The organism is Brucella ciceri (assembly GCF_041930145.1).
Lineage (GTDB): Bacteria > Pseudomonadota > Alphaproteobacteria > Rhizobiales > Rhizobiaceae > Brucella > Brucella intermedia.
The window spans coordinates 17,010-34,468 of the sequence record NZ_JBHEEV010000005.1 but is presented as its reverse complement, the minus strand read 5'-3'; the positions used below and the strand labels follow the sequence as shown (position 1 = coordinate 34,468).

Here is a 17,459-nt window from a genome sequence, read left to right as displayed (position 1 = left end):
TGCGGCAGGCCTGTTAATTATTGCCCTTGCGCGTAATCAGGTTCGCTCCAATTTTCCAGAAAGCGATTTTTGTGTTGCTGCGTCGGCTGCCGCATCCTTCGTTAATTGCGGGATCGGCGGGAATCCGAAACCCAAACGGGGGAAAGGGAACTCCGCCACGATCAAGCCAATACGCATTCAGATCCGGCAGCTTTCTTTTTCGCCGTTTCGAGGTGCGGTGATTGATGACATGGTTGGAGTTGCTGACTGCAATCAGATAGGAAGTGGCGCCGTGCGCTATCAAACCTTTCAGCACGAGCATGATCGCATCTTTCGGTCGCAAACCGCCGAGATCACGGGTTGCGGAAATTACCGCGCGTTTGGCGTCTGCACGGGCCGACCCTTGCAATCCGCCGACGATCAGACTGTATGATTGGCCCGGACGACGCACGAACACGAAGCTCGCCATGCAGAGAAGTGCGTCATCTGTCGCGTCCACCAGGCGCACCGTAAACGCGCCTTCGTGCCGACTGCCGCAATGATCGGAAAGCAGCAATTGGAGGTGATACGCGCGTTCCCGGCCACAAATCGTCCCAAGCTCGATCTTTTCGCCTCGCCAGAGCGCTTGCAATACGTGTGGGCACAATAACTGCCGTGCCAGTTCGAAATGCTGGGTGAGAATGTTGAACCGGGTTTTCCACGCCATCCGATGCACGAGGAATGACGAGAGGGATTTGCGGATAAGATCGTCGTGAGGCGGAGCGAAGGTGTGCTGCTCGGTGTATTCACCGAGAAATCTAAGCCAGCGAAGAGTGAGTCTAGGCGACAGACTGCTTCTAAGCATGAAAGCCAGAGTTTTGCGGAACTTCAGTCGCGAAAAAATGCTGACCGTCTGCCGCAACATCGAATGGGAAGCAGCCAGATGCTTCAGGGGCACATTCTGGTTGCTTGGCTCGGCACTATGATGGGGTTGGCCTGGTTCAGGCCTTCTTGTGGCGGACGTCGAATGGGAAAGTTGTTCAGCCAGCATGATCATTGTCCGTTACGGCGGGTAGGATGCGTGCCGGAATTTTCGTCAGCTTTGTCAAGGTTCGATGGAGAATTGTCGTGTGCTCGGCGAGCGTAAAACCGCATGCCGAATTGCTTTACGCCGTTGTCGATCGCCCTCGCCTGGCTGGAAATTCGTCGCCAGAGCCACATCATCAGGCACAGGACCAGCCCCCAGGCGACTATGACATCGGACAGGAAATGAGCGCCGAAGATAACCCTGTTGAAGGAAACGAAGAACAGGATCGGAACTGCGACCACAGTTCCTACGGATCGCCATTGCAAGGGAACGAAGACGATAAGCGACAGGGTTGCGGCGGCTACCGCGGCCTCGCCCGAGGGAAAGGAGCAACTGTGCCTGCAAGCGGCCGCATATTGCCATACGGGCGTAAAATCGGCGGTTCCACCGAATTCGACGATTTCGCGCGGACGAGCTCTTCCAATGGTGTTCTTCAGAAACTGTACTGTGACGAGCGGACCGACTAAAAAACTCAGCAGTACGAACAGGGCTTTATGCGGCGGGCAGAAGGAGAATTTGCGCGGCAAGAAGGCATACAAGCCCGTTGAGAGTAGCATCAAAGGCAAAAGGTAGATCAAGCCCTGCCGGTTTATATCGCGCACAGCTTTCAAAAACGGATTCTCAGACAATGGAAACCCATGGCCGTCCGCAAAAACGCGCGAGATGGTGAGGTCGACCGACGGAAACACCACGAGGATGAAGCTTGCAGCAAGAATAGAGCGAACCACAAACTGCGTCTGGCGGGACGCAGACTTGTAATGTTCGGGAACGCTGGCTGCCGAATGAGAATCGCTTGAGCCAAGGATAGTTTCCTGCATGTCGACACCTCGAAAGAGTTGAACGACCGCGATTTGAAGGCCGATTATCAAGACTCTGCGAAGATCGAACCGGCAAAGTGTCTAAAACCGATCTTCGGATGGCGCGCATATTGTTTGGAAATTGCACGTTGAGGATTTGCCGGTCATAGTCCGCGCAGATTTTACCGGGATTATTATCAACGACCTATATCTGGAGCCGCCAGTGGACAACAGTCTCGTTCTTATTGTGGAGGATGAGCCGGAAATTGCGCAAATCCTGGATGCCTATCTCGTGCGGGAGGGCTATCGCACGGTGCGGGCCGCCGATGGCGAAACGGCGCTGCAACATCACGCGCTGCTGTCGCCGGATATCGTTCTGCTCGATGTTCGCATTCCCAAGCTTGATGGTTTTGCCGTGCTTGCACGTCTGCGACAAACCAAAAACACGCCGGTCATCATGGTGACCGCGCTGGCCGAAGACATAGACCGGCTCAGCGGACTTCGCCTCGGTGCGGACGATTATGTCGTCAAACCCTTCAATCCGCAGGAGGTTGTAGCTCGCGTCAAGGCGGTGCTCCGCCGTACAAAAGGCGATCAGCAGGAGACGCTCCGCCGCTTCGGGGCGATTGAAGTGGATTTCAATGCCTACTCGGCTTTCGTCAATTGTAACGGAGAACGGATTGCCCTCCAATTAACACTCAGCGAATTCAGAATTCTTGCTTACATGGTGCGACGTCCCACGCACGCCTTCGACCGTGCCGATATTCTCGATGCCTGCCTGCCGGAAAGCGACGCGCTGGTCCGCACGGTGGATACGCACATATCCAATCTGCGAAAGAAGCTCGAAGCACTTGGGCAGAAGGATTTCTTCCCCGCCGTCCGTGGCATCGGTTATCGCTTGGCAGACCCCAAATGAAGCTACCCACGCTCCCTCTTGCCACGCTGACTGCCATCATAATTGCTGCCATGCTGGTGCTCAGTGTCGGACTGGCCTATCTGGGGGTGACCTCTTATGCCGCTTATCTGGAAGAGGGCGTAGTAAAGAGCCTGCCCGCCAATGCGGCGCAGGCTTACCGCGATATGAATTCCGGCATCGTTCCGGAACCTGCCGCGATCAGGGAACTGTTCGACCATCTTGATGGTCTTTCTGATCCGGTCGACTTTCAGCTCTACTTGTCCGTGCTTGTCTGCGGTCTGTTTTCGGCGCTTATTTGCAGTGTCATCGGAATATATCTGGCGCGACGGATCGCTCGGCCTCTGGAGCAGCTGACGCAGGTAGCGGAGGGGCTAAAATCGGGGGACTTTACCGTCCGGCTGGCGGAATCTCATACGAGCACGGTGGAGGTCAAGAGCCTTATCGAAAGCTTCAATGCATTGGCAACCAGCCTTGAAACTATGGAAGAACGTCTGCGCTTCAACAATATGGCTGTAGCACATGAGTTGCGCACACCACTGACCATATTGCGTGGCTCCATGCAGGGCATGGTGGACGGCGTATTTCCGATGGACACGAAGACGGTGGCGAGCCTTTTGCTGCAGGTGGAGGGGTTGTCCCGTCTTGTCGAGGATCTGCGAACGCTGTCGCTGGCGATAGGACAAAAACTCGTCATGGACCGCGAGCGCTTTGAAGTGGCGGAACTGGTGGACGCCGTAATCGATTCAGCCAAGCCGATGCTCGAAGCAAGCAAGCTTACTGTCGAAAAGGAATTGTCGCCAAGGACAGCGATAGCCGATCGCCAGCGTATTCGGCAGGCCATACTCGCGCTTCTGGAAAATGCCTGCCGTTATGCTGCCGGTGGCGGAGTGTTGCGATGCCAGACTGAACTGACCACTGATGGCTTCATCGCCATACGCGTCCTGGATCGAGGTCCCGGCTTTCCTGAAAATATGGGCGACATAAACGTCAATCCCTTCTGGCGAGGGGACGCGTCTCGTTCGCGGGCCACCGGAGGAACCGGACTGGGCCTTTCGGTTGTGCAGGCGATAGCGGCAGCCCATGGTGGAAAGCTCGAACTCCAAAACCGGCCTGGCGGGGGCGCCATCGTATCCATTCTTATTCCTGGGGACTCTGCAGAGCGTTGCTCCTGATTGCCGCAGCGCACCTCAGAGGGCTTGGCGCGCGCTTCGCACAAAGGGGGTTGTTTTCCAAACCCTGCTCGCCGAATCCTCAACGCCATCAAATTCTCGAAAAGTTCGCAGTCACGTCGGAACTGGAGGGGCTGCCCGAGCACGTGCGGCGCAGCGCTTTACCACGGACGACAAACTGGCCCTGTTGGCGGCTCATGAACCATGCGCAAATTCCGCGAACAGCGAGGATAAAGACCGCTATTATTACGATAATGAGCAGTTCCATAAGGTTATCTACGCCGCCAGTCATTGGGGCTTCCTTGCCGAACAATGCCTCATGCTGCACATATGCCTGCGACCTTAACGGCGCTTACAATTGCGCATCCATAATCGTATGCGTACTTCAATTCAGGAACACACTGAAATCCTTGATGCTATCGTTGCAGGCGACGCCTCTGCCGCTCGTGAACTGCTTCGCAATCATGTCGCAATTCAAGGCGACCGCTTCAATGATCTGATGTCAACAATAGCAAGTGCATTTAGTCGGAAAGAGTAATCTTCGGAGATGAACTGGGAGTCCTGCTTAGACCTTTTACAGGGTGATGAGTTTGATCGCTGTCGCAGTTACTCAGTGCGAAAGAGTGACATATCATCGCAATCGCCCGCCTGATTGGTCTGAAGACCGGGAAGGGCAGTTTGATCTAGTCATTCATTTGGTAGCATGCTCGGGAAGAATGGCAATATTTCATGCAACGACCTGATGAGACTCATTCTCCCGTTTTCGGCGCGACTTCCCATCGAAAGGCGGGTCACGCTATGCCGTCATAGAATAGCTATCAGGGCCTCGGCTGCGTCTCCGTCTATAATCAGGCCGTTCACGATCCCGCTCTTGAGCAGTGCTTTGGCGGCAACGGCCTTCTCCTGCCCGGCGATGAGCAGGACCACCTGAACCTTCTTCAAGTCGGCGAAGCTCAGAGCAATGGTCCGCTGGTTCATCTCGTGTTCGACCTGCTGCCCGTTCTCGTCAAAGAAGATGCCGTTGGTGTCGCCGATGGCGCCGGCAGCACGCAGGCTTTCCAGTTCGGATTTGCTCAACATGTTCTGGCGGCGCAGCAGCGAATCCTCTGTCAGTTCACCGGCACTGATGAAGCAGACGGAAGCGGTACGGGCAATTTCCAGCGCGCGTGCCACAGAGCGTTGGGAGATGAGAACTTTTCGATCTTCGGCGGAATCGGCGATGAAGGGTACAGGAAGGAAGAAGCCTTGTCCGCCTGTCCGCCGCGCCAGCATATGCACAACTTCGAACGGATTATAGGCGGAGTTTGCGGTCAGCGATCCCATCACGGAAATGAAGCGCGCCTGCGGTGCACGTACACCAGCAAGTTGCAGCGTCATCTGTTCTATGGTTCGCCCCCAGCCGGTGCCGATTGTTGCATCCTCATGATCGGCCAGAAAGCTTTTCAGATAGGTGGCGGCTGCAACACCGACAGCTCGGAATGATACCTGTTTGCGGATTTCAGAGGCAGTGTCGTCATCGGATTGAAAGCCAAATGGCGGTGTTGAAATACAAAAATCCAGACCGTACTGACGCATCAGCTCATTTTCCACGGGCAATGTGCCAGCGTTCTGATGGTCGATGGAGATGCTGACGAGACCGCTTTCGCGGGCTTCGCCCAGTATCTTGTTTACACGGGCCCGGGTCAGGCCGAGACGGGATGCTGTCGCCTCCTGGTTGAATCCTCCAACATAGTAGAGCCACGCCACGCGCACCATGAGGCTGTCTTCGGATTCGCTCATCTGTCTCTCTTTCGATTTTTCATTCACCAAATTACAAATGTATTTCTATTTGACATTTGTAATTTGGTGACGCTTAATACCAATCGTTCCGGCGGACAAGAGCGCGAAAGGGCAGTGAGGTCAATCGGAAACGAAACTGGCGCAAGGCGACGGAATGGTGGTTCTGGAGGAGCAGAAACAGGCATTCGCCGATGCGACAGAAGGGGAGAACGGCGGAGCGCCGATGGCGCTTTTCGCGATGGTCACGGTCCAGTTCGACGTCAAGCGAACTGAATGTGCCTGCAAGCAGCAATCAAAGTCGGATGTGGAGCCAACCACATGGCTTTTGGGAGGAAAAAATGGGTTCTGGATTTTTCAAGAAAGCAGTGGCTGTCACGGCCCTTGCCATGCTTATGGGCACGGCAAGCGCTTCAGCTACAAATGTAGCCTGGGTGCATTCCAACGCTGCTGCGCAGTCCGAGCAGCGCGCAAAGGCGGGCTTTGATGCCTGGCTCAAGGAGACGAACAAGGACTGGAGCATAAGCGTGCTTGATAGCGGTGGCTCCGGTGAGCGCACGGCGTCGAACATTCAGGATGCGGCCTCGCGCGGGGTGGATGCGATCATCGTCAGCATGTCGGATTTGCGCGCTTCACGCGCTGCCATCGATTCCGCTGTTGCGGCCAAGATTCCGGTTTTCGCTATCGATAGCGGCCAGGTCGACGGTGTGGTGGTGGATGTGACCACCAATAACTGGGCAATGTCGGCCGATGTGTCGCCCTTTTTGCTCAATGAGATGGGCGGCAAGGGCAATCTTGTCTTCCTGCGTATGGCTGAGCACCATGGCACGCGCAAGCGCGGCGACGTGATGGAGACCGTGCTGAAGGAATACCCGGAAGTAAAGGTAATCGCTGAGCATAATATCGACTACACGGCGTTCTTCGAAGACACGACCAAGACCATGCAGGACTATGCATCGCGCTTTGGCGAGGAGATCAATGCGGTCTGGGCCCCATGGGATGAGCCTGCACAGGCCGCGATCAACGCGCTGAATGCCGCTGGTCTGAAGAATGTCAAAGTGATTGGCATTGACGGCCATCCGCAGGCCATCGAAGAAGTTTGCAAGCCTGACAGCCTGATGATCGCGACGGTCTCGCAGCCATTCGAAAAGATGGGTGCGCAGACTGGCGAATGGATCGAGAGCATAGTGGTCAAGAAGGATGACGCCGCGAAGGTCATTCCGTCGAAGACCGTTTATCTCGATGCGCCTCTCGTCACCAAGCAGAACTGCAAGGACTTCCTCCCGAAGAAGTAGGCAAGCCCCCAACGTTGCCTGCATCTGGCCGGAGCGTGATCGTTCCGCGCTCCGGCCCCTTTTGGAATAGATTGAATTCATGGGAGTTCTCCGATGGCGGTAAGCCTGTCGCAGATCGTTATGTCCTATCCCGGAACGCTGGCACTGGATCAGGTGAGCGCTGAGTTTCGGTTTGATGAGGTGCATGGACTGATCGGAGAAAACGGCGCGGGAAAGACCACTCTGGTCAGCATTCTTGGCGGTAGCAAAAGCCCGACATCCGGCACAATCACCATTGATGGTGCGCCGGTGAAGCTGACAAGCGCCGGGGATGCGCTGCGCAAAGGCATCGCGCATGTATCGCAGGAGGGCAGTCTCGTGCCCGGGCTGACCGGCGCAGAGAATATTCTGCTTGGCGACGAGCCCCGGCTTGGGCTCGGTGTCATTGATAAGCGCAAACTGCTGTCGCGTGCCTGCGAACTGCTCAGGCGCTGGTTTCCGCAAGTTTCCATCGATCTCGACCAGCAGGTCGACATGCTGCCGATGGCTGACCAGAAGATCATCGAGATTGTTCGCGCACTGCGTGGCGATGTCCGGCTGCTCATCCTTGACGAGCCCACGGCCACCTTGCCTGCACGCGAAAAGGAAAGCCTCTGGGAGATTATCAGGACTTTGCCGCAGCAAGGGGTTGGCATCGTGTTGATCAGCCATTTCCTCTCGGAAATAAAAGCACTGAGCGATAGAATTACGGTCCTGCGCGACGGCCGACATGTTGCGACGCTTCGGGCTGCTGAAGCGAGCGAAGCCGGGCTGATTGATCTGATGCTGCAACGCACTGGCGGAAAAACGGCGATGGCGTCGGAGAGCAGCCAAAATCGCAGTTTCGGCCCCGTGGTTCTGGAAGTGAGTGACTGGCGTGCAGGCAATGTCGAAGTTGACAAATTTTCCATCCGTGCCGGTGAAATCGTCGGCCTGATCGGTTTGACCGGTGCCGGCCATTTTGGCTTCGCTCGTTCGCTCTATGCGGGGAGTGGTGTCACCAGCGGCAGCTGCCGTTTTCGGGGCGACGCCATCGCCCGGATCGATGCGCGTTCCATGCAGAAAAAAGGCGTCGCTCTGGTCCCCGATCACCGCATGGAATACTCGCTGATCGGCGATTGGGATGTGCGTGAAAACCTTGCTATGGTGCATCCGTCATTTGCGGCCATGGGCGGCACGGGCGTGCTGTCGATGCGCCGTGAAGCGCAGGAAGCCGACCGCACCATGCAGCTTTTGAACGTGAAGGCGCATTCGCGCAATCAGTTCGTGAAGGACCTGAGCGGCGGCAACAAGCAGAAGGTTTCTATCGGCAAGTGGCTGTACGGCGCAGACGACCACTACCGGCTGATGATTTTCATCGAACCCACCGAGGGTGTCGACATTGGGGCCAAGCGTGAAATTCATGCTCAGATGCGCCGGCTCGCCGACAAGGGCGTGGCAATTCTGGTCACTTCGTCCGACCTGCTGGAAATTGCTGACGTGGCAGACCGCGTCATCCCCTTCGTGAACGGTTCTACGGGTGCTGAAATTCCGCGTGAGGCCTTTTCCGAAGCGAAGTTCATTGCCGCAATGGCAGGAGTTATCCAATGAATACACAAAACCCCGCCGTTGCCCCACGATCGTCGCGTCACGCGCAGAGCTTTGGCAAGAAGCTTAAGGGTGAATGGCTGCTGAAATATTCAACGCTCTTCGTGTTGCTCCTGCTGTTCGTGGGCTTTTCGCTGACAGTGGACCGCTTTCTGACGGCCAACAATCTGCTCAACATCCTCCAGCAGATTGCCATGCTCACCATCGTCGGCGCGGGCCTGACCTTCGGCTTCGCCGCGCGCGAAATGGACCTTTCGGTCGGCTATATGGTCGGCATGGCCGGTATTGTGGTGCCGCTGCTGCTGGTTGCGGGCACGCCTTTGCCATTGGCGTTGCTGGCCGGATTGGGGGCAGGATTTGTCGTCGGTGCCGTCAATGCGGCGCTCGTCACCCTGGTCGGCGTACCCTCACTGATTGCGACGCTGGCAGTAGGCTCCATTCTATATGGGATCAACTTTCTGATGACGGGCGGACGCGCGATCTATGGCGGGCTTCCGGCCAGCTATCTCTGGCTGGGACAGGGGCAGCTCTTTGGTGTTCCCGTGCTTGCCTATGCCATGGTCGTCGTGGTGTTCGTCGCCTGGTTCCTGATGGAGCGCACGGTCTTCGGTCGTTACATTTACGCTGTGGGCGGCAACCTCAAGGCTGCGGAGCTGTCTGGCGTGAACGGTCGCTTCTATCGCGCCGCCGCCCTGATCGTCTGCTCGATTTTCGCAGCCGTTGCAGGGGCGCTTCTGGCAGCGCGCCTCGGCTCCGGCCAGCCGAATGCCGGCGAGCGCTATCTCCTCGACGGTTTAGCTACGGTATTCATCGGCATGACCATGTTCCGTCCCGGTACGGCGACGGTTGCCGGAACTTTCTTCGGCGCGCTGTTTATCGGCGTCATCAATAACGGCCTCAATCTGATTGGCATGGATACGTATATCCAGAGCATCGTGAAGGGCCTCATCATTCTCGTCGCGGTCGCGGTTGTCTCGCGTACCACCAAACTAAAGCTCCTGTGAGGGCATTGAACCGGACATCATGAAACATTTGCAACAGACAGGTCTGTCGGAGGCGCACGTGCAAAATCCGAGTAACTCCAATCTTCTCGAACTCTATCGAACGATGCGCCGCATCCGCACCTTTGAAGAACGCGTCGGCGAACTCTTCGTGCGCGGCCAGACGGCAGGTTCGATGCTTCACCTTTCCATTGGCGAAGAAGCCGCTGCCGCCGGTGTGTGCGCCGCCATGCAGCCACAGGACACATTTACGACGCATCATCGCGGCCATGGCATCTTTCTCGCCCGCGGCGCCGATCCCAGGCAGATGATGGCCGAAATCGGCGGCAAGGAAACCGGCTATTGCCATGGCAAGGGCGGCTCCATGCACATTGCCGACATGGCACTCGGTCATCTTGGGGCCAACGCTATCGTAGGCGGCGGTATCCCATCTGTTGTCGGGGCAGGCCTGTCGAGCAAATACCTGAAGAAAAATTCCGTTTCGCTCGCATTCTTTGGCGACGGCGCGATGCAGCAGGGCATTCTCTATGAGAGCATGAACATGGCCGCCCTGTGGGGCCTGCCGGTGGTCTTTGTCTGCATCAACAACCAGTACGGCATGGGAACGCGCGTCGATCAGGCGACCGCCAACACCGCCTTTGATCAGCGGGCCCACGCATTCGGCCTCAACGGAAGGGTTGTCGATGGCATTGATGTCGAGGAGGTCAAGCACGCTGCCCAGGGATTGATCGATGATGCGCGGCTCGGCAAGCCGGGCTTCCTGTCTGTCACCTGCTATCGGTTCTTTGGTCATGCGCGCATGGATAAGAGCCCATACCGCGCAGAGGCGGAAGAACTCGAAGGTCGCAAGAAAGATCCTGTAAAATTCACGCGCGACCAGCTCTTATCCTCCGGTTTCGCGCAGGAAGCCTCACTTGACGCCATGGATAGCGACATTGCTGCCGAGATGGACGCCACCATCGACTTCACCGTCGAATCCAAGGCGCCGCCGCTCACTTCCATGTTCAAGGATGTTTATGCGGTAGGGGAGCCCGAGCCCGAACCTGTCCGCACCCGTATCGACCGCATACTTTCCAAGGATGAAGCATAATGGTTGCCATGACTTACCGCGACGCGCTGCGCAAAGCGCTGGATGACGCCATGGCGGAAGACAACACCATCGTCGTGATCGGCGAGGAGGTCGGGCGCTATGGTGGTGCCTATGGCGTTACGAAGGACCTTATCGGAAAGTACGGTCCTGAACGCCTGATCGATACGCCCATATCCGAACCGGCTATTGTTGGTACGGCGGTCGGGGCTGCGATGACGGGGCTGCGGCCAGTTGCCGAGCTGATGTATATCGATTTTCTCGGCATGACGATGGACCAGCTTGCCAATCAGGCAGCAAAGATACGCTACATGTTCGGTGGGCAGATCGGCGTGCCGATGGTGCTGCGCACCCAGGGCGGTACCGGACGCTCCGCCGGTGCCCAGCATTCCCAGAGCCTTGAGGCATGGATAATGCATACGCCAGGTCTGCGCCTTGCCATGCCCGCCACAGTCCAGGATGCCTATCATCTGCTGCGCCAAAGCCTGACGAAGCCTGATCCCGTGGTCTTCATCGAGCACAAGGCGCTTTACACCCGCAAGGAAGAAGTCGATCTCGACGCCGAGCCGCTTGAATGGGGCAAGGCTGCGGTGCGCCGCACCGGCAAGGATCTCGTTATCATCACCTATTCGCGCCAGCTTCATTATGCACTCGATGCCGCCGAGAAACTTTCCGCGAAGGGCATCGAAGCGACGGTCGTCGATCTTCGGACGCTTAACCCGCTCGATTTCGACACAGTGCGTGAACATGTCGAGCGTGTCGGCAAGGCAATGGTGGTTTCCGAAGGTGTCATGACTGCAGGCGTTGCGGCCGAGCTGGCCGCTCGCATTACCGAGGAATGTTTCGACTATCTCGAACAGCCCGTTGTACGTGTCGCCGGTGAAGATATTCCGATTTCGGTTTCGCAGGAGTTGGAAACCGGAAGCGTTCCGACGCCCGATTTCATTCGTTCCGTTGCCGAGAAGATGCTGTCATGACCGAACGGATTCTCAAAATGCCACGCCTTGGCGAGACAATGGAGGAAGGCAGGATCGTCGGCTTCCTCGTCAAGCCGGGGGACAGTTTCAAGCGCGGGGATTCCATAATAGAAATCGAAACGGACAAGACCGTGGCTGAGTTTCCCGCCTTGGGTGACGGTACGTTGAACGAATGGATCGGAGCTATTGGCGATCAGGTCATGGTTGGTGCGCCATTGGCGCGTATCGATATCGGCGATGGTCCCGACTGGACGGATGAAGGTGGCGAAAGCGCGCCTTCTCCTGAAGAACCGGCTGCGTTGCACCCCGCACGCGCAGCCGGTTCGCAGAACGAACGCGTTGTCACCGACCTCGCTATGCCGCGTCTTGGTGAAACGATGGCAGAAGGCCGTATCGTTCGCTGGCTGAAGAACGCAGGCGAGAGCTTCGAGCGCGGCGAGGCCGTGCTTGAGATCGAGACAGACAAAACCGTTGCGGAGTTTCCGGCACTGGCGAGTGGAACGCTTGTCGATATCTTGCGCGAGGAAGGCGAGATGGTCACGGTTGGCGAGACCATAGCCCGTATCGAAGTGGCCGCTGCAGTTGCGGCAACGCCTGAAGTGGCGGTGCACAAGGCTGAACCCATTCGGCCTGAAGCCAAAGCGTTAGCCGCCAGACAGATGACTCCGGCAAGAGAGGGCGAGCGGGTCCGGGCCACGCCGCTTGCTCGCAAGGTTGCCCGCCAGAATGGCATCGACATCAATTCGCTTTCGGGTAGCGGACGCCGGGGGCGGATCGAGAAAGAAGACGTGCTGGCGGCGTCGAGCAATTCGAATTCAAACAGCGCTGTGCACTTTGCCGATCTGGCGAATGGCCGTGTCGCCTATCTGGATCAGGGTCCCCAAAATGCCCGCACAATCCTGTTGCTGCACGGTTTCTCTGGTGACCGGACGACCTGGACCGGTATTGCATCGGGTCTGCGCCGGGCGAATTTCAGGGTAATTGCGCCCGATCTTCCTGCTCACGGACTGACGACCATCAATGCGACGAATGCGGATGAACTCAGCGCATTCCTGCCCGCATTCCTCGACGCTCTGGGCATTGCCGAGGTGGATGTCGTTGCGCATTCTCTTGGAGCCGTCGTAGCTGCACAATTTGCAGCTGTGCATGTGAGCCGTGTTTCGAGCTTGACGCTGATCGCTCCTGCCGGCCTCGGTTCTGACGTGGACGTCGGATTCATTTCCGGCATGGCCCATTTAACAACGGCAGGCGAGGTCAGCCATCTGCTGCGTCGTATCGTTGCCAAGCCCGCAGAGCTTTCGCCGGAACTGGCGGCGAAGTTTGCTAAAACCATGGCCCAAGGGCGTCTCAAGGCGCTGGCAGCAGCCATTGTGGCCCCTACAGGGCAAAAGATCGATATTGTTCCGGGACTGGAAAAGCTTTCCCGCGCGAAACCGGTACGTGTTCTGGTCGGTCTTCTGGATCGCATCATTCCATGGCAACAGGCGACGACACTTCCGCCTTCCATTGCGGTGCATTTTCTCGGCCAGTCCGGCCATATGCCGCAATGGGATCAGGCCAAGGACGTTCTCGATCTGATTTTGAGTTCCATCGGAGGTTCCCATGACTGAGGACGTCAGGCTTCGTCTCAAGGAAGCGCAGGCTCGGCTCGGCGCTTTTGCGAAAGCTGCGCCCGAATTGATGACTGGCTTCGCCAAGGTCAGCAAAACCGCAACCGCTGCCGGCGCGTTTTCGTCCGGCCAGCGCGAATTGATCGCTGTCGGTATTGCCGTCGTGAAGGGATGCGAAGATTGCATCCTTTACCACGTGGATGCAGCGATCCGGCATGGAGCAAGCGAGCAGGAACTGATCGAGGCGCTTGAGGTAGCCGTTGAAATGGGCGGCGGACCGGCTGTCATGTATGCGGGCAAGGCGCTGGAAGTGTTTCGGAGCCTGAGTTGAAACATGCGCGATGAGGTATGCGAAGACTGGAGGAGTTTTCGCATCTGCCTCGGGAGGAGTTGAATGGCTTATTTTCTCACCGCCGATGGAGGAACGGAAAGTGTCCGCGCGCGGGTTTACGATCTTTCGGGCACGTGCCTTGCAAGTGCCGCAGTTCCTTATGAGACCAAGTTTTCCAGCGGCGCTCGTGCCGAGCAGAACCCCGAAGACTGGTGGTCAGGCTTTGTAACGGCTGCGCGCAAGGCGATTGCGGATTCGTCCGTCGACCCGTCCGCGATAGAAGCAATCACGCTGGCGACGACGAGCTGCACGGTCGTGGCTCTGGACGCGGCTGGTAAACCGCTGCGTCCATCGATCATCTGGATGGACGTTCGAGCAAGTGCCGAGGCCGATGCTGTCCTTGCCACTGCGGATATTGCCTTGCAGGCCAATGGCGGGGGGCGAGGACCGGTTTCGGCGGAATGGATGATCCCGAAAGCACTGTGGCTCGCGCGGAATGAGCCGGAGATATTCGAAAAAGCAGATACGATCTGCGAGTATCAGGATTTCATGACACTGCGCCTGACCGGTGAAAAAGCTGCCAGTCTGAACAACGTGTCGCTCCGCTGGCACTATTCGACGGATCGCGGCGGTTTCCCGGTCACACTCCTGGAGAAACTCGGCCTCAGTGATCTATTGCAGAAATGGCCTTCTCGCGTGGTCGCACCCGGAGAGGTCATCGGCGGGCTGTGTGCAACCGCTGCTTCCGAACTCGGCCTCTCGCAGAGCCTAAAGGTAGTGCAGGGGGGCGCTGATGCACTTATCGGCATGATAGGACTGGGCGTGGCCAAGCCCGGTCAGCTTGCGCTGATAACCGGCTCGTCCCACTTGCAATTTGGTGTTGCGGACAAACCTTTGCACGCGCCGGGCATATGGGGCAGCTATCCCGACATGGTCTATCCGGGACGCTATATTATCGAAGGCGGGCAGACTTCCACCGGCTCGATCATCGCATGGCTCGGACGCCTGATGAACGGGACCATGGACATGGAAGCGCTCAACGCCAAGGCGGCTGCGCTGGAGCCGGGCGCTGAAGGGCTTCTGGTGCAGGATCATTTTCAGGGCAACCGCACGCCCTATACCGATGCCTTGTCTCGTGGTGCAATCGTCGGACTGACGCTGGCGCATGAACCGCATCATATCTTCCGTGCCATCATGGAAGGTATCAGTTTCGGCACCCGTACTATTCTTGATGCCATGGCTGAAGCCGGTTATCGAGGCCAGGAAATCACCGTCGGCGGCGGTGCGAGCGCGTCCCCGCTCTGGCTGCAAATCCATGCCGACACTGCGGCCTTGCCTGTCTGTGTGCCGCAGTCACGCGATGCGCCTTCCGTGGGAGCTGCGGTGCTCGCTGCGCATGGAGCAGGCCATTTCGCAACCATCGATGAGGGTATTGCCGCCATGGTAAAGCCCGGCAAGCGCATAGAGCCGCGTCCGCGCGAGATGGCTCTCTACAATGAAATCTATCAGCAATATCGGGCGCTTTATCCGGCATTGAAAGCCGTTCGGGCTACCTGAAACATTGTCGCGGGAGGACTGAATGCTCACTGATTTTCAACTGACCGGCAAGCACGCCGTTATTACAGGTGGCGCGCGGGGTATCGGGCGTGCGATTGCCGAGCTTTTCGTTGAAGCCGGCGCGACGGTCATCATCACCGACCGCGACGAAGCGGCTGCCAGGCAGGCGGCTGCGGAACTCAATGCCCGTCGTCCTTCTTCTGCGAGCATGTACATTCTGGACGTGACCGACCGCGATGCGGTGGAGCGAACCGCCGATGCTATTGCCGCGGAGTTTGGCGTCCCGGACGTCCTCGTCAACAATGCGGGCATCGTTCGCAACAGTCCCGCGAGCGAAACATCCGAAGCGGACTGGCACGCTGTAATCGACATCAATCTTAACGGCGTCTTTTATTGTGCCCAATCCTTCGGCAAGCGCATGGCCGCTGTCGGACGCGGCACTATCGTCAATATTTCGTCGATGTGCGGCGAGATCGTCGTCTATCCGCAGCCGCAGGTTGCCTACAACGCCGCTAAAGCCGGAGTAAACCTCATTACCAAGTCCTTGGCTGTGGAATGGGCAAAGCAGGGCGTTCGCGTCAATGCGGTTGCACCCGGCTACACCGCGACGGAACTGACGCTTGCTGGCCGCAGCAATGAGGAATGGTTCTCAACCTGGATGCGCATGACGCCACAGGGACGGCTGGGAGAACCGAGAGAGATCGCGAATGCCGTTCTGTTTCTGGCGTCCGATGCTGCAAGTTTTGTGACCGGCACCGTGCTTGCCGTGGATGGCGGCTATACCGCGCTTTGATTTTGGGAGAATGAAATGACAGAACAGGCAAAAATCGCCCTCGTTACCGGTGCAAGTCGCGGTATTGGCCGGGCCATTGCAATCGGCATGGCCAAACGTGGCTTCGATGTTGCTATCAACGACATCGAGCGCCAACAGGATGCCTTGCAGGAAGTAGCGCGCGCAATCGAGGCCACAAGCCGGCGGGCTCTGACCGTCTATGCTGATGTGAGCAACAAAGCCCAGGTAGAAGCGATGGTCAGCAATGTTGTTGATGTGTTCGGCCGCATCGATGCTCTCGTAAACAATGCCGGGATTCTGATCGCCGGTGATGTCGAGCACCTGAAGGAAGAGCACTGGGACAGTGTGCTTGATGTCAACGCAAAGGGTACGTTTTTGGTCGTTCAAGCAGCGCTTCCTCACATGAAGCGGCAGAAATACGGTCGCATCGTCAATATCGCCTCCATCGGCGGCAAGCACGGTGCGCTTGGACAGGCCCATTATTCCGCATCGAAGGCTGCCGTCATGGGCTTCACCCGCGTTCTGGCCCTGGAGGTCGGCACGTATGGGATTACGGCCAACTGCATTTGCCCTGGAATTATTCTGACGGACATGGGGCGGGTCAATCTGGATGATGCCGCCGTGCGCCAGGCGTGGCAGGAAAAGACGGCGATGCGTCGTATCGGCGATCCGGAGGACGTTGTTGGGCCGGTCGCATTTCTGGCATCTGATGATGCCGCTTTTGTTACAGGACAAAGCCTCAACGTCGATGGCGGTATCGTGTTGAGTTAGAGGGGGATTGGAAACGGGAAGCTTCTTGAGGCAGTCAGCAGGCCCCTATCGCGAAATGATCGACCTTGGCTCAATCTTCGGAAAGAGAGGTGTCCAGAACCTTTTCGATCATTTCTTTTGCAAGCTGCACAAACATATCCGTTTTCTCGCGCCTCTGATCGAGGCAAGCTTCGAGCCACAGACCATCCAGTATGGCGTGCACACAAATGGCGGCGCGTTCGATTTCCGCAGGGGTGAACGCGCGTCCTTCGGCGGTGAAAACTTCGGCGAGAAGCGGCTCGGTTGCCCTGCGAAGGTTTGCATAGCTTTCATCGCGCACCGCCATGATCATCGGATCCACGCGATTCTGACTGATGAACGTGGCCCAAAGCGACAGCATCCGATCATCGGAGGCTTGCCCTTCCAGTGTTGCCTTGATGAATTGCAATAGCCGCTGATGCGGTTTCCCCTCTCGCCCTTCCAATATCGCCATGCTGGAAGCGGTGATCAGCTCCATTGTACGACGATAAGCTTCGACGATGAGATTGGCCTTGTTCTCAAAGTGATGGCGTATCAGCCCGTTTGTTACGCCCGCACGAGCGGCAACGGCACGCACGGTCGTGGCCTGAATCCCGACCTCGGATATACATTCCAATGTCGCTTCAATCAGTTCGCGTCGGCGTTCGCTTTCTGGGGCGCGTTTGAACAGGCTCGTCATGAAGCGCAACTCTCCTTTGGATTATCTCTCGC

16 protein-coding genes and 1 pseudogene are annotated in these 17,459 nt (G+C 57.4%); 13 read left to right on the top strand and 4 right to left on the bottom strand.

Features of this window, described 5'->3' with window-relative positions; genetic code table 11:
* Window positions 1–13: 13 nt before the first annotated feature.
* Entirely contained in the window at window positions 14–1,009 is a 996-nt protein-coding gene (locus JNC63_RS11195) for a DUF535 family protein (protein ID WP_247644425.1), read from the bottom strand.
* Between the two features lie 2 nt (window positions 1,010–1,011).
* Entirely contained in the window at window positions 1,012–1,863 is an 852-nt protein-coding gene (locus JNC63_RS11190) for a phosphatase PAP2 family protein (protein WP_006471923.1), read from the bottom strand.
* Between the two features lie 202 nt (window positions 1,864–2,065).
* Here JNC63_RS11190 and JNC63_RS11185 point away from each other — a divergent pair, with 202 nt between their 5' ends.
* The 3 genes and pseudogenes from JNC63_RS11185 to JNC63_RS11175 all read left to right on the top strand — a co-directional run bounded on the left by JNC63_RS11185 (window position 2,066) and on the right by JNC63_RS11175 (window position 4,465).
* Complete coding sequence (locus JNC63_RS11185; RefSeq protein WP_036565313.1) at window positions 2,066–2,758, top strand: response regulator; 693 nt, start codon at window positions 2,066–2,068, stop codon at window positions 2,756–2,758.
* Window positions 2,755–3,930 (top strand): ATP-binding protein, encoded by a 1,176-nt coding sequence (locus tag JNC63_RS11180; RefSeq protein ID WP_006469754.1) that lies wholly within the window; start codon window positions 2,755–2,757, stop codon window positions 3,928–3,930. Before JNC63_RS11185 ends, JNC63_RS11180 begins: the two co-directional genes overlap by 4 nt.
* Window positions 3,839–4,465, top strand: a pseudogene (locus JNC63_RS11175) (GntR family transcriptional regulator). Before JNC63_RS11180 ends, JNC63_RS11175 begins: the two are co-directional and overlap by 92 nt.
* 266 nt (window positions 4,466–4,731) lie before the next feature.
* On the opposite strand, the gene JNC63_RS11170 reads toward JNC63_RS11175, so the two are convergent.
* Window positions 4,732–5,706 carry a sugar-binding transcriptional regulator gene (locus JNC63_RS11170; RefSeq protein ID WP_006471919.1) on the bottom strand — a complete coding sequence of 325 codons (975 nt, stop codon included), beginning with the start codon at window positions 5,704–5,706 and terminating at the stop codon, window positions 4,732–4,734.
* A gap of 338 nt (window positions 5,707–6,044) precedes the next feature.
* On the opposite strand from JNC63_RS11170, the gene JNC63_RS11165 reads away from it, so the two are divergent.
* From JNC63_RS11165 to JNC63_RS11120, 10 genes are all read left to right on the top strand, one after another.
* Window positions 6,045–6,998, top strand: coding sequence for a sugar ABC transporter substrate-binding protein (locus tag JNC63_RS11165; protein WP_022568402.1), 954 nt, complete (start codon window positions 6,045–6,047; stop codon window positions 6,996–6,998).
* A gap of 93 nt (window positions 6,999–7,091) precedes the next feature.
* Window positions 7,092–8,606 (top strand): sugar ABC transporter ATP-binding protein, encoded by a 1,515-nt coding sequence (locus tag JNC63_RS11160; RefSeq protein WP_021586465.1) that lies wholly within the window; start codon window positions 7,092–7,094, stop codon window positions 8,604–8,606.
* A complete protein-coding gene (locus JNC63_RS11155) occupies window positions 8,603–9,607 on the top strand; it encodes an ABC transporter permease (RefSeq protein WP_006469761.1) in 1,005 nt (334 codons plus the stop codon). The genes JNC63_RS11160 and JNC63_RS11155 overlap by 4 nt, the downstream gene beginning before the upstream one ends.
* A gap of 58 nt (window positions 9,608–9,665) precedes the next feature.
* Window positions 9,666–10,694, top strand: a complete 1,029-nt coding sequence (locus tag JNC63_RS11150) for a thiamine pyrophosphate-dependent dehydrogenase E1 component subunit alpha (RefSeq protein WP_085979586.1) — start codon at window positions 9,666–9,668, stop codon at window positions 10,692–10,694.
* Window positions 10,694–11,668 (top strand): alpha-ketoacid dehydrogenase subunit beta, encoded by a 975-nt coding sequence (locus tag JNC63_RS11145; protein WP_006469763.1) that lies wholly within the window; start codon window positions 10,694–10,696, stop codon window positions 11,666–11,668. Before JNC63_RS11150 ends, JNC63_RS11145 begins: the two co-directional genes overlap by 1 nt.
* Complete coding sequence (locus JNC63_RS11140; protein ID WP_006469764.1) at window positions 11,665–13,278, top strand: acetoin dehydrogenase dihydrolipoyllysine-residue acetyltransferase subunit; 1,614 nt, start codon at window positions 11,665–11,667, stop codon at window positions 13,276–13,278. Before JNC63_RS11145 ends, JNC63_RS11140 begins: the two co-directional genes overlap by 4 nt.
* Window positions 13,271–13,609, top strand: coding sequence for a carboxymuconolactone decarboxylase family protein (locus JNC63_RS11135; protein ID WP_021586467.1), 339 nt, complete (start codon window positions 13,271–13,273; stop codon window positions 13,607–13,609). Before JNC63_RS11140 ends, JNC63_RS11135 begins: the two co-directional genes overlap by 8 nt.
* Before the next feature lie 63 nt (window positions 13,610–13,672).
* Complete coding sequence (locus JNC63_RS11130; RefSeq protein WP_006469766.1) at window positions 13,673–15,166, top strand: FGGY-family carbohydrate kinase; 1,494 nt, start codon at window positions 13,673–13,675, stop codon at window positions 15,164–15,166.
* A gap of 22 nt (window positions 15,167–15,188) precedes the next feature.
* Entirely contained in the window at window positions 15,189–15,959 is a 771-nt protein-coding gene (locus tag JNC63_RS11125) for an SDR family NAD(P)-dependent oxidoreductase (protein ID WP_006469767.1), read from the top strand.
* A gap of 15 nt (window positions 15,960–15,974) precedes the next feature.
* Window positions 15,975–16,730 carry an SDR family NAD(P)-dependent oxidoreductase gene (locus tag JNC63_RS11120; protein ID WP_006469769.1) on the top strand — a complete coding sequence of 252 codons (756 nt, stop codon included), beginning with the start codon at window positions 15,975–15,977 and terminating at the stop codon, window positions 16,728–16,730.
* 70 nt (window positions 16,731–16,800) lie between these two features.
* On the opposite strand, the gene JNC63_RS11115 is transcribed toward JNC63_RS11120, so the two are convergent.
* On the bottom strand, window positions 16,801–17,427 hold the full coding sequence (locus tag JNC63_RS11115; protein WP_039853426.1) for a TetR/AcrR family transcriptional regulator: 627 nt from the start codon (window positions 17,425–17,427) through the stop codon (window positions 16,801–16,803).
* Between the last annotated feature and the right edge of the window lie 32 nt (window positions 17,428–17,459).

Bases quoted from the DNA above. Each gene is read 5' to 3' on its own strand.
- JNC63_RS11180 (WP_006469754.1), top strand. From the start codon at position 2,755: ATGAAGCTACCCACGCTCCCTCTTGCCACGCTGACTGCCATCATAATT.
- JNC63_RS11195 (WP_247644425.1), bottom strand. From the start codon at position 1,009: ATGCTGGCTGAACAACTTTCCCATTCGACGTCCGCCACAAGAAGGCCT.
- JNC63_RS11155 (WP_006469761.1), top strand. From the start codon at position 8,603: ATGAATACACAAAACCCCGCCGTTGCCCCACGATCGTCGCGTCACGCG.
- JNC63_RS11145 (WP_006469763.1), top strand. From the start codon at position 10,694: ATGGTTGCCATGACTTACCGCGACGCGCTGCGCAAAGCGCTGGATGAC.
- JNC63_RS11120 (WP_006469769.1), top strand. From the start codon at position 15,975: ATGACAGAACAGGCAAAAATCGCCCTCGTTACCGGTGCAAGTCGCGGT.
- JNC63_RS11130 (WP_006469766.1), top strand. From the start codon at position 13,673: ATGGCTTATTTTCTCACCGCCGATGGAGGAACGGAAAGTGTCCGCGCG.
- JNC63_RS11115 (WP_039853426.1), bottom strand. From the start codon at position 17,427: ATGACGAGCCTGTTCAAACGCGCCCCAGAAAGCGAACGCCGACGCGAA.
- JNC63_RS11190 (WP_006471923.1), bottom strand. From the start codon at position 1,863: ATGCAGGAAACTATCCTTGGCTCAAGCGATTCTCATTCGGCAGCCAGC.
- JNC63_RS11140 (WP_006469764.1), top strand. From the start codon at position 11,665: ATGACCGAACGGATTCTCAAAATGCCACGCCTTGGCGAGACAATGGAG.
- JNC63_RS11125 (WP_006469767.1), top strand. From the start codon at position 15,189: ATGCTCACTGATTTTCAACTGACCGGCAAGCACGCCGTTATTACAGGT.
- JNC63_RS11160 (WP_021586465.1), top strand. From the start codon at position 7,092: ATGGCGGTAAGCCTGTCGCAGATCGTTATGTCCTATCCCGGAACGCTG.
- JNC63_RS11135 (WP_021586467.1), top strand. From the start codon at position 13,271: ATGACTGAGGACGTCAGGCTTCGTCTCAAGGAAGCGCAGGCTCGGCTC.
- JNC63_RS11170 (WP_006471919.1), bottom strand. From the start codon at position 5,706: ATGAGCGAATCCGAAGACAGCCTCATGGTGCGCGTGGCGTGGCTCTAC.
- JNC63_RS11165 (WP_022568402.1), top strand. From the start codon at position 6,045: ATGGGTTCTGGATTTTTCAAGAAAGCAGTGGCTGTCACGGCCCTTGCC.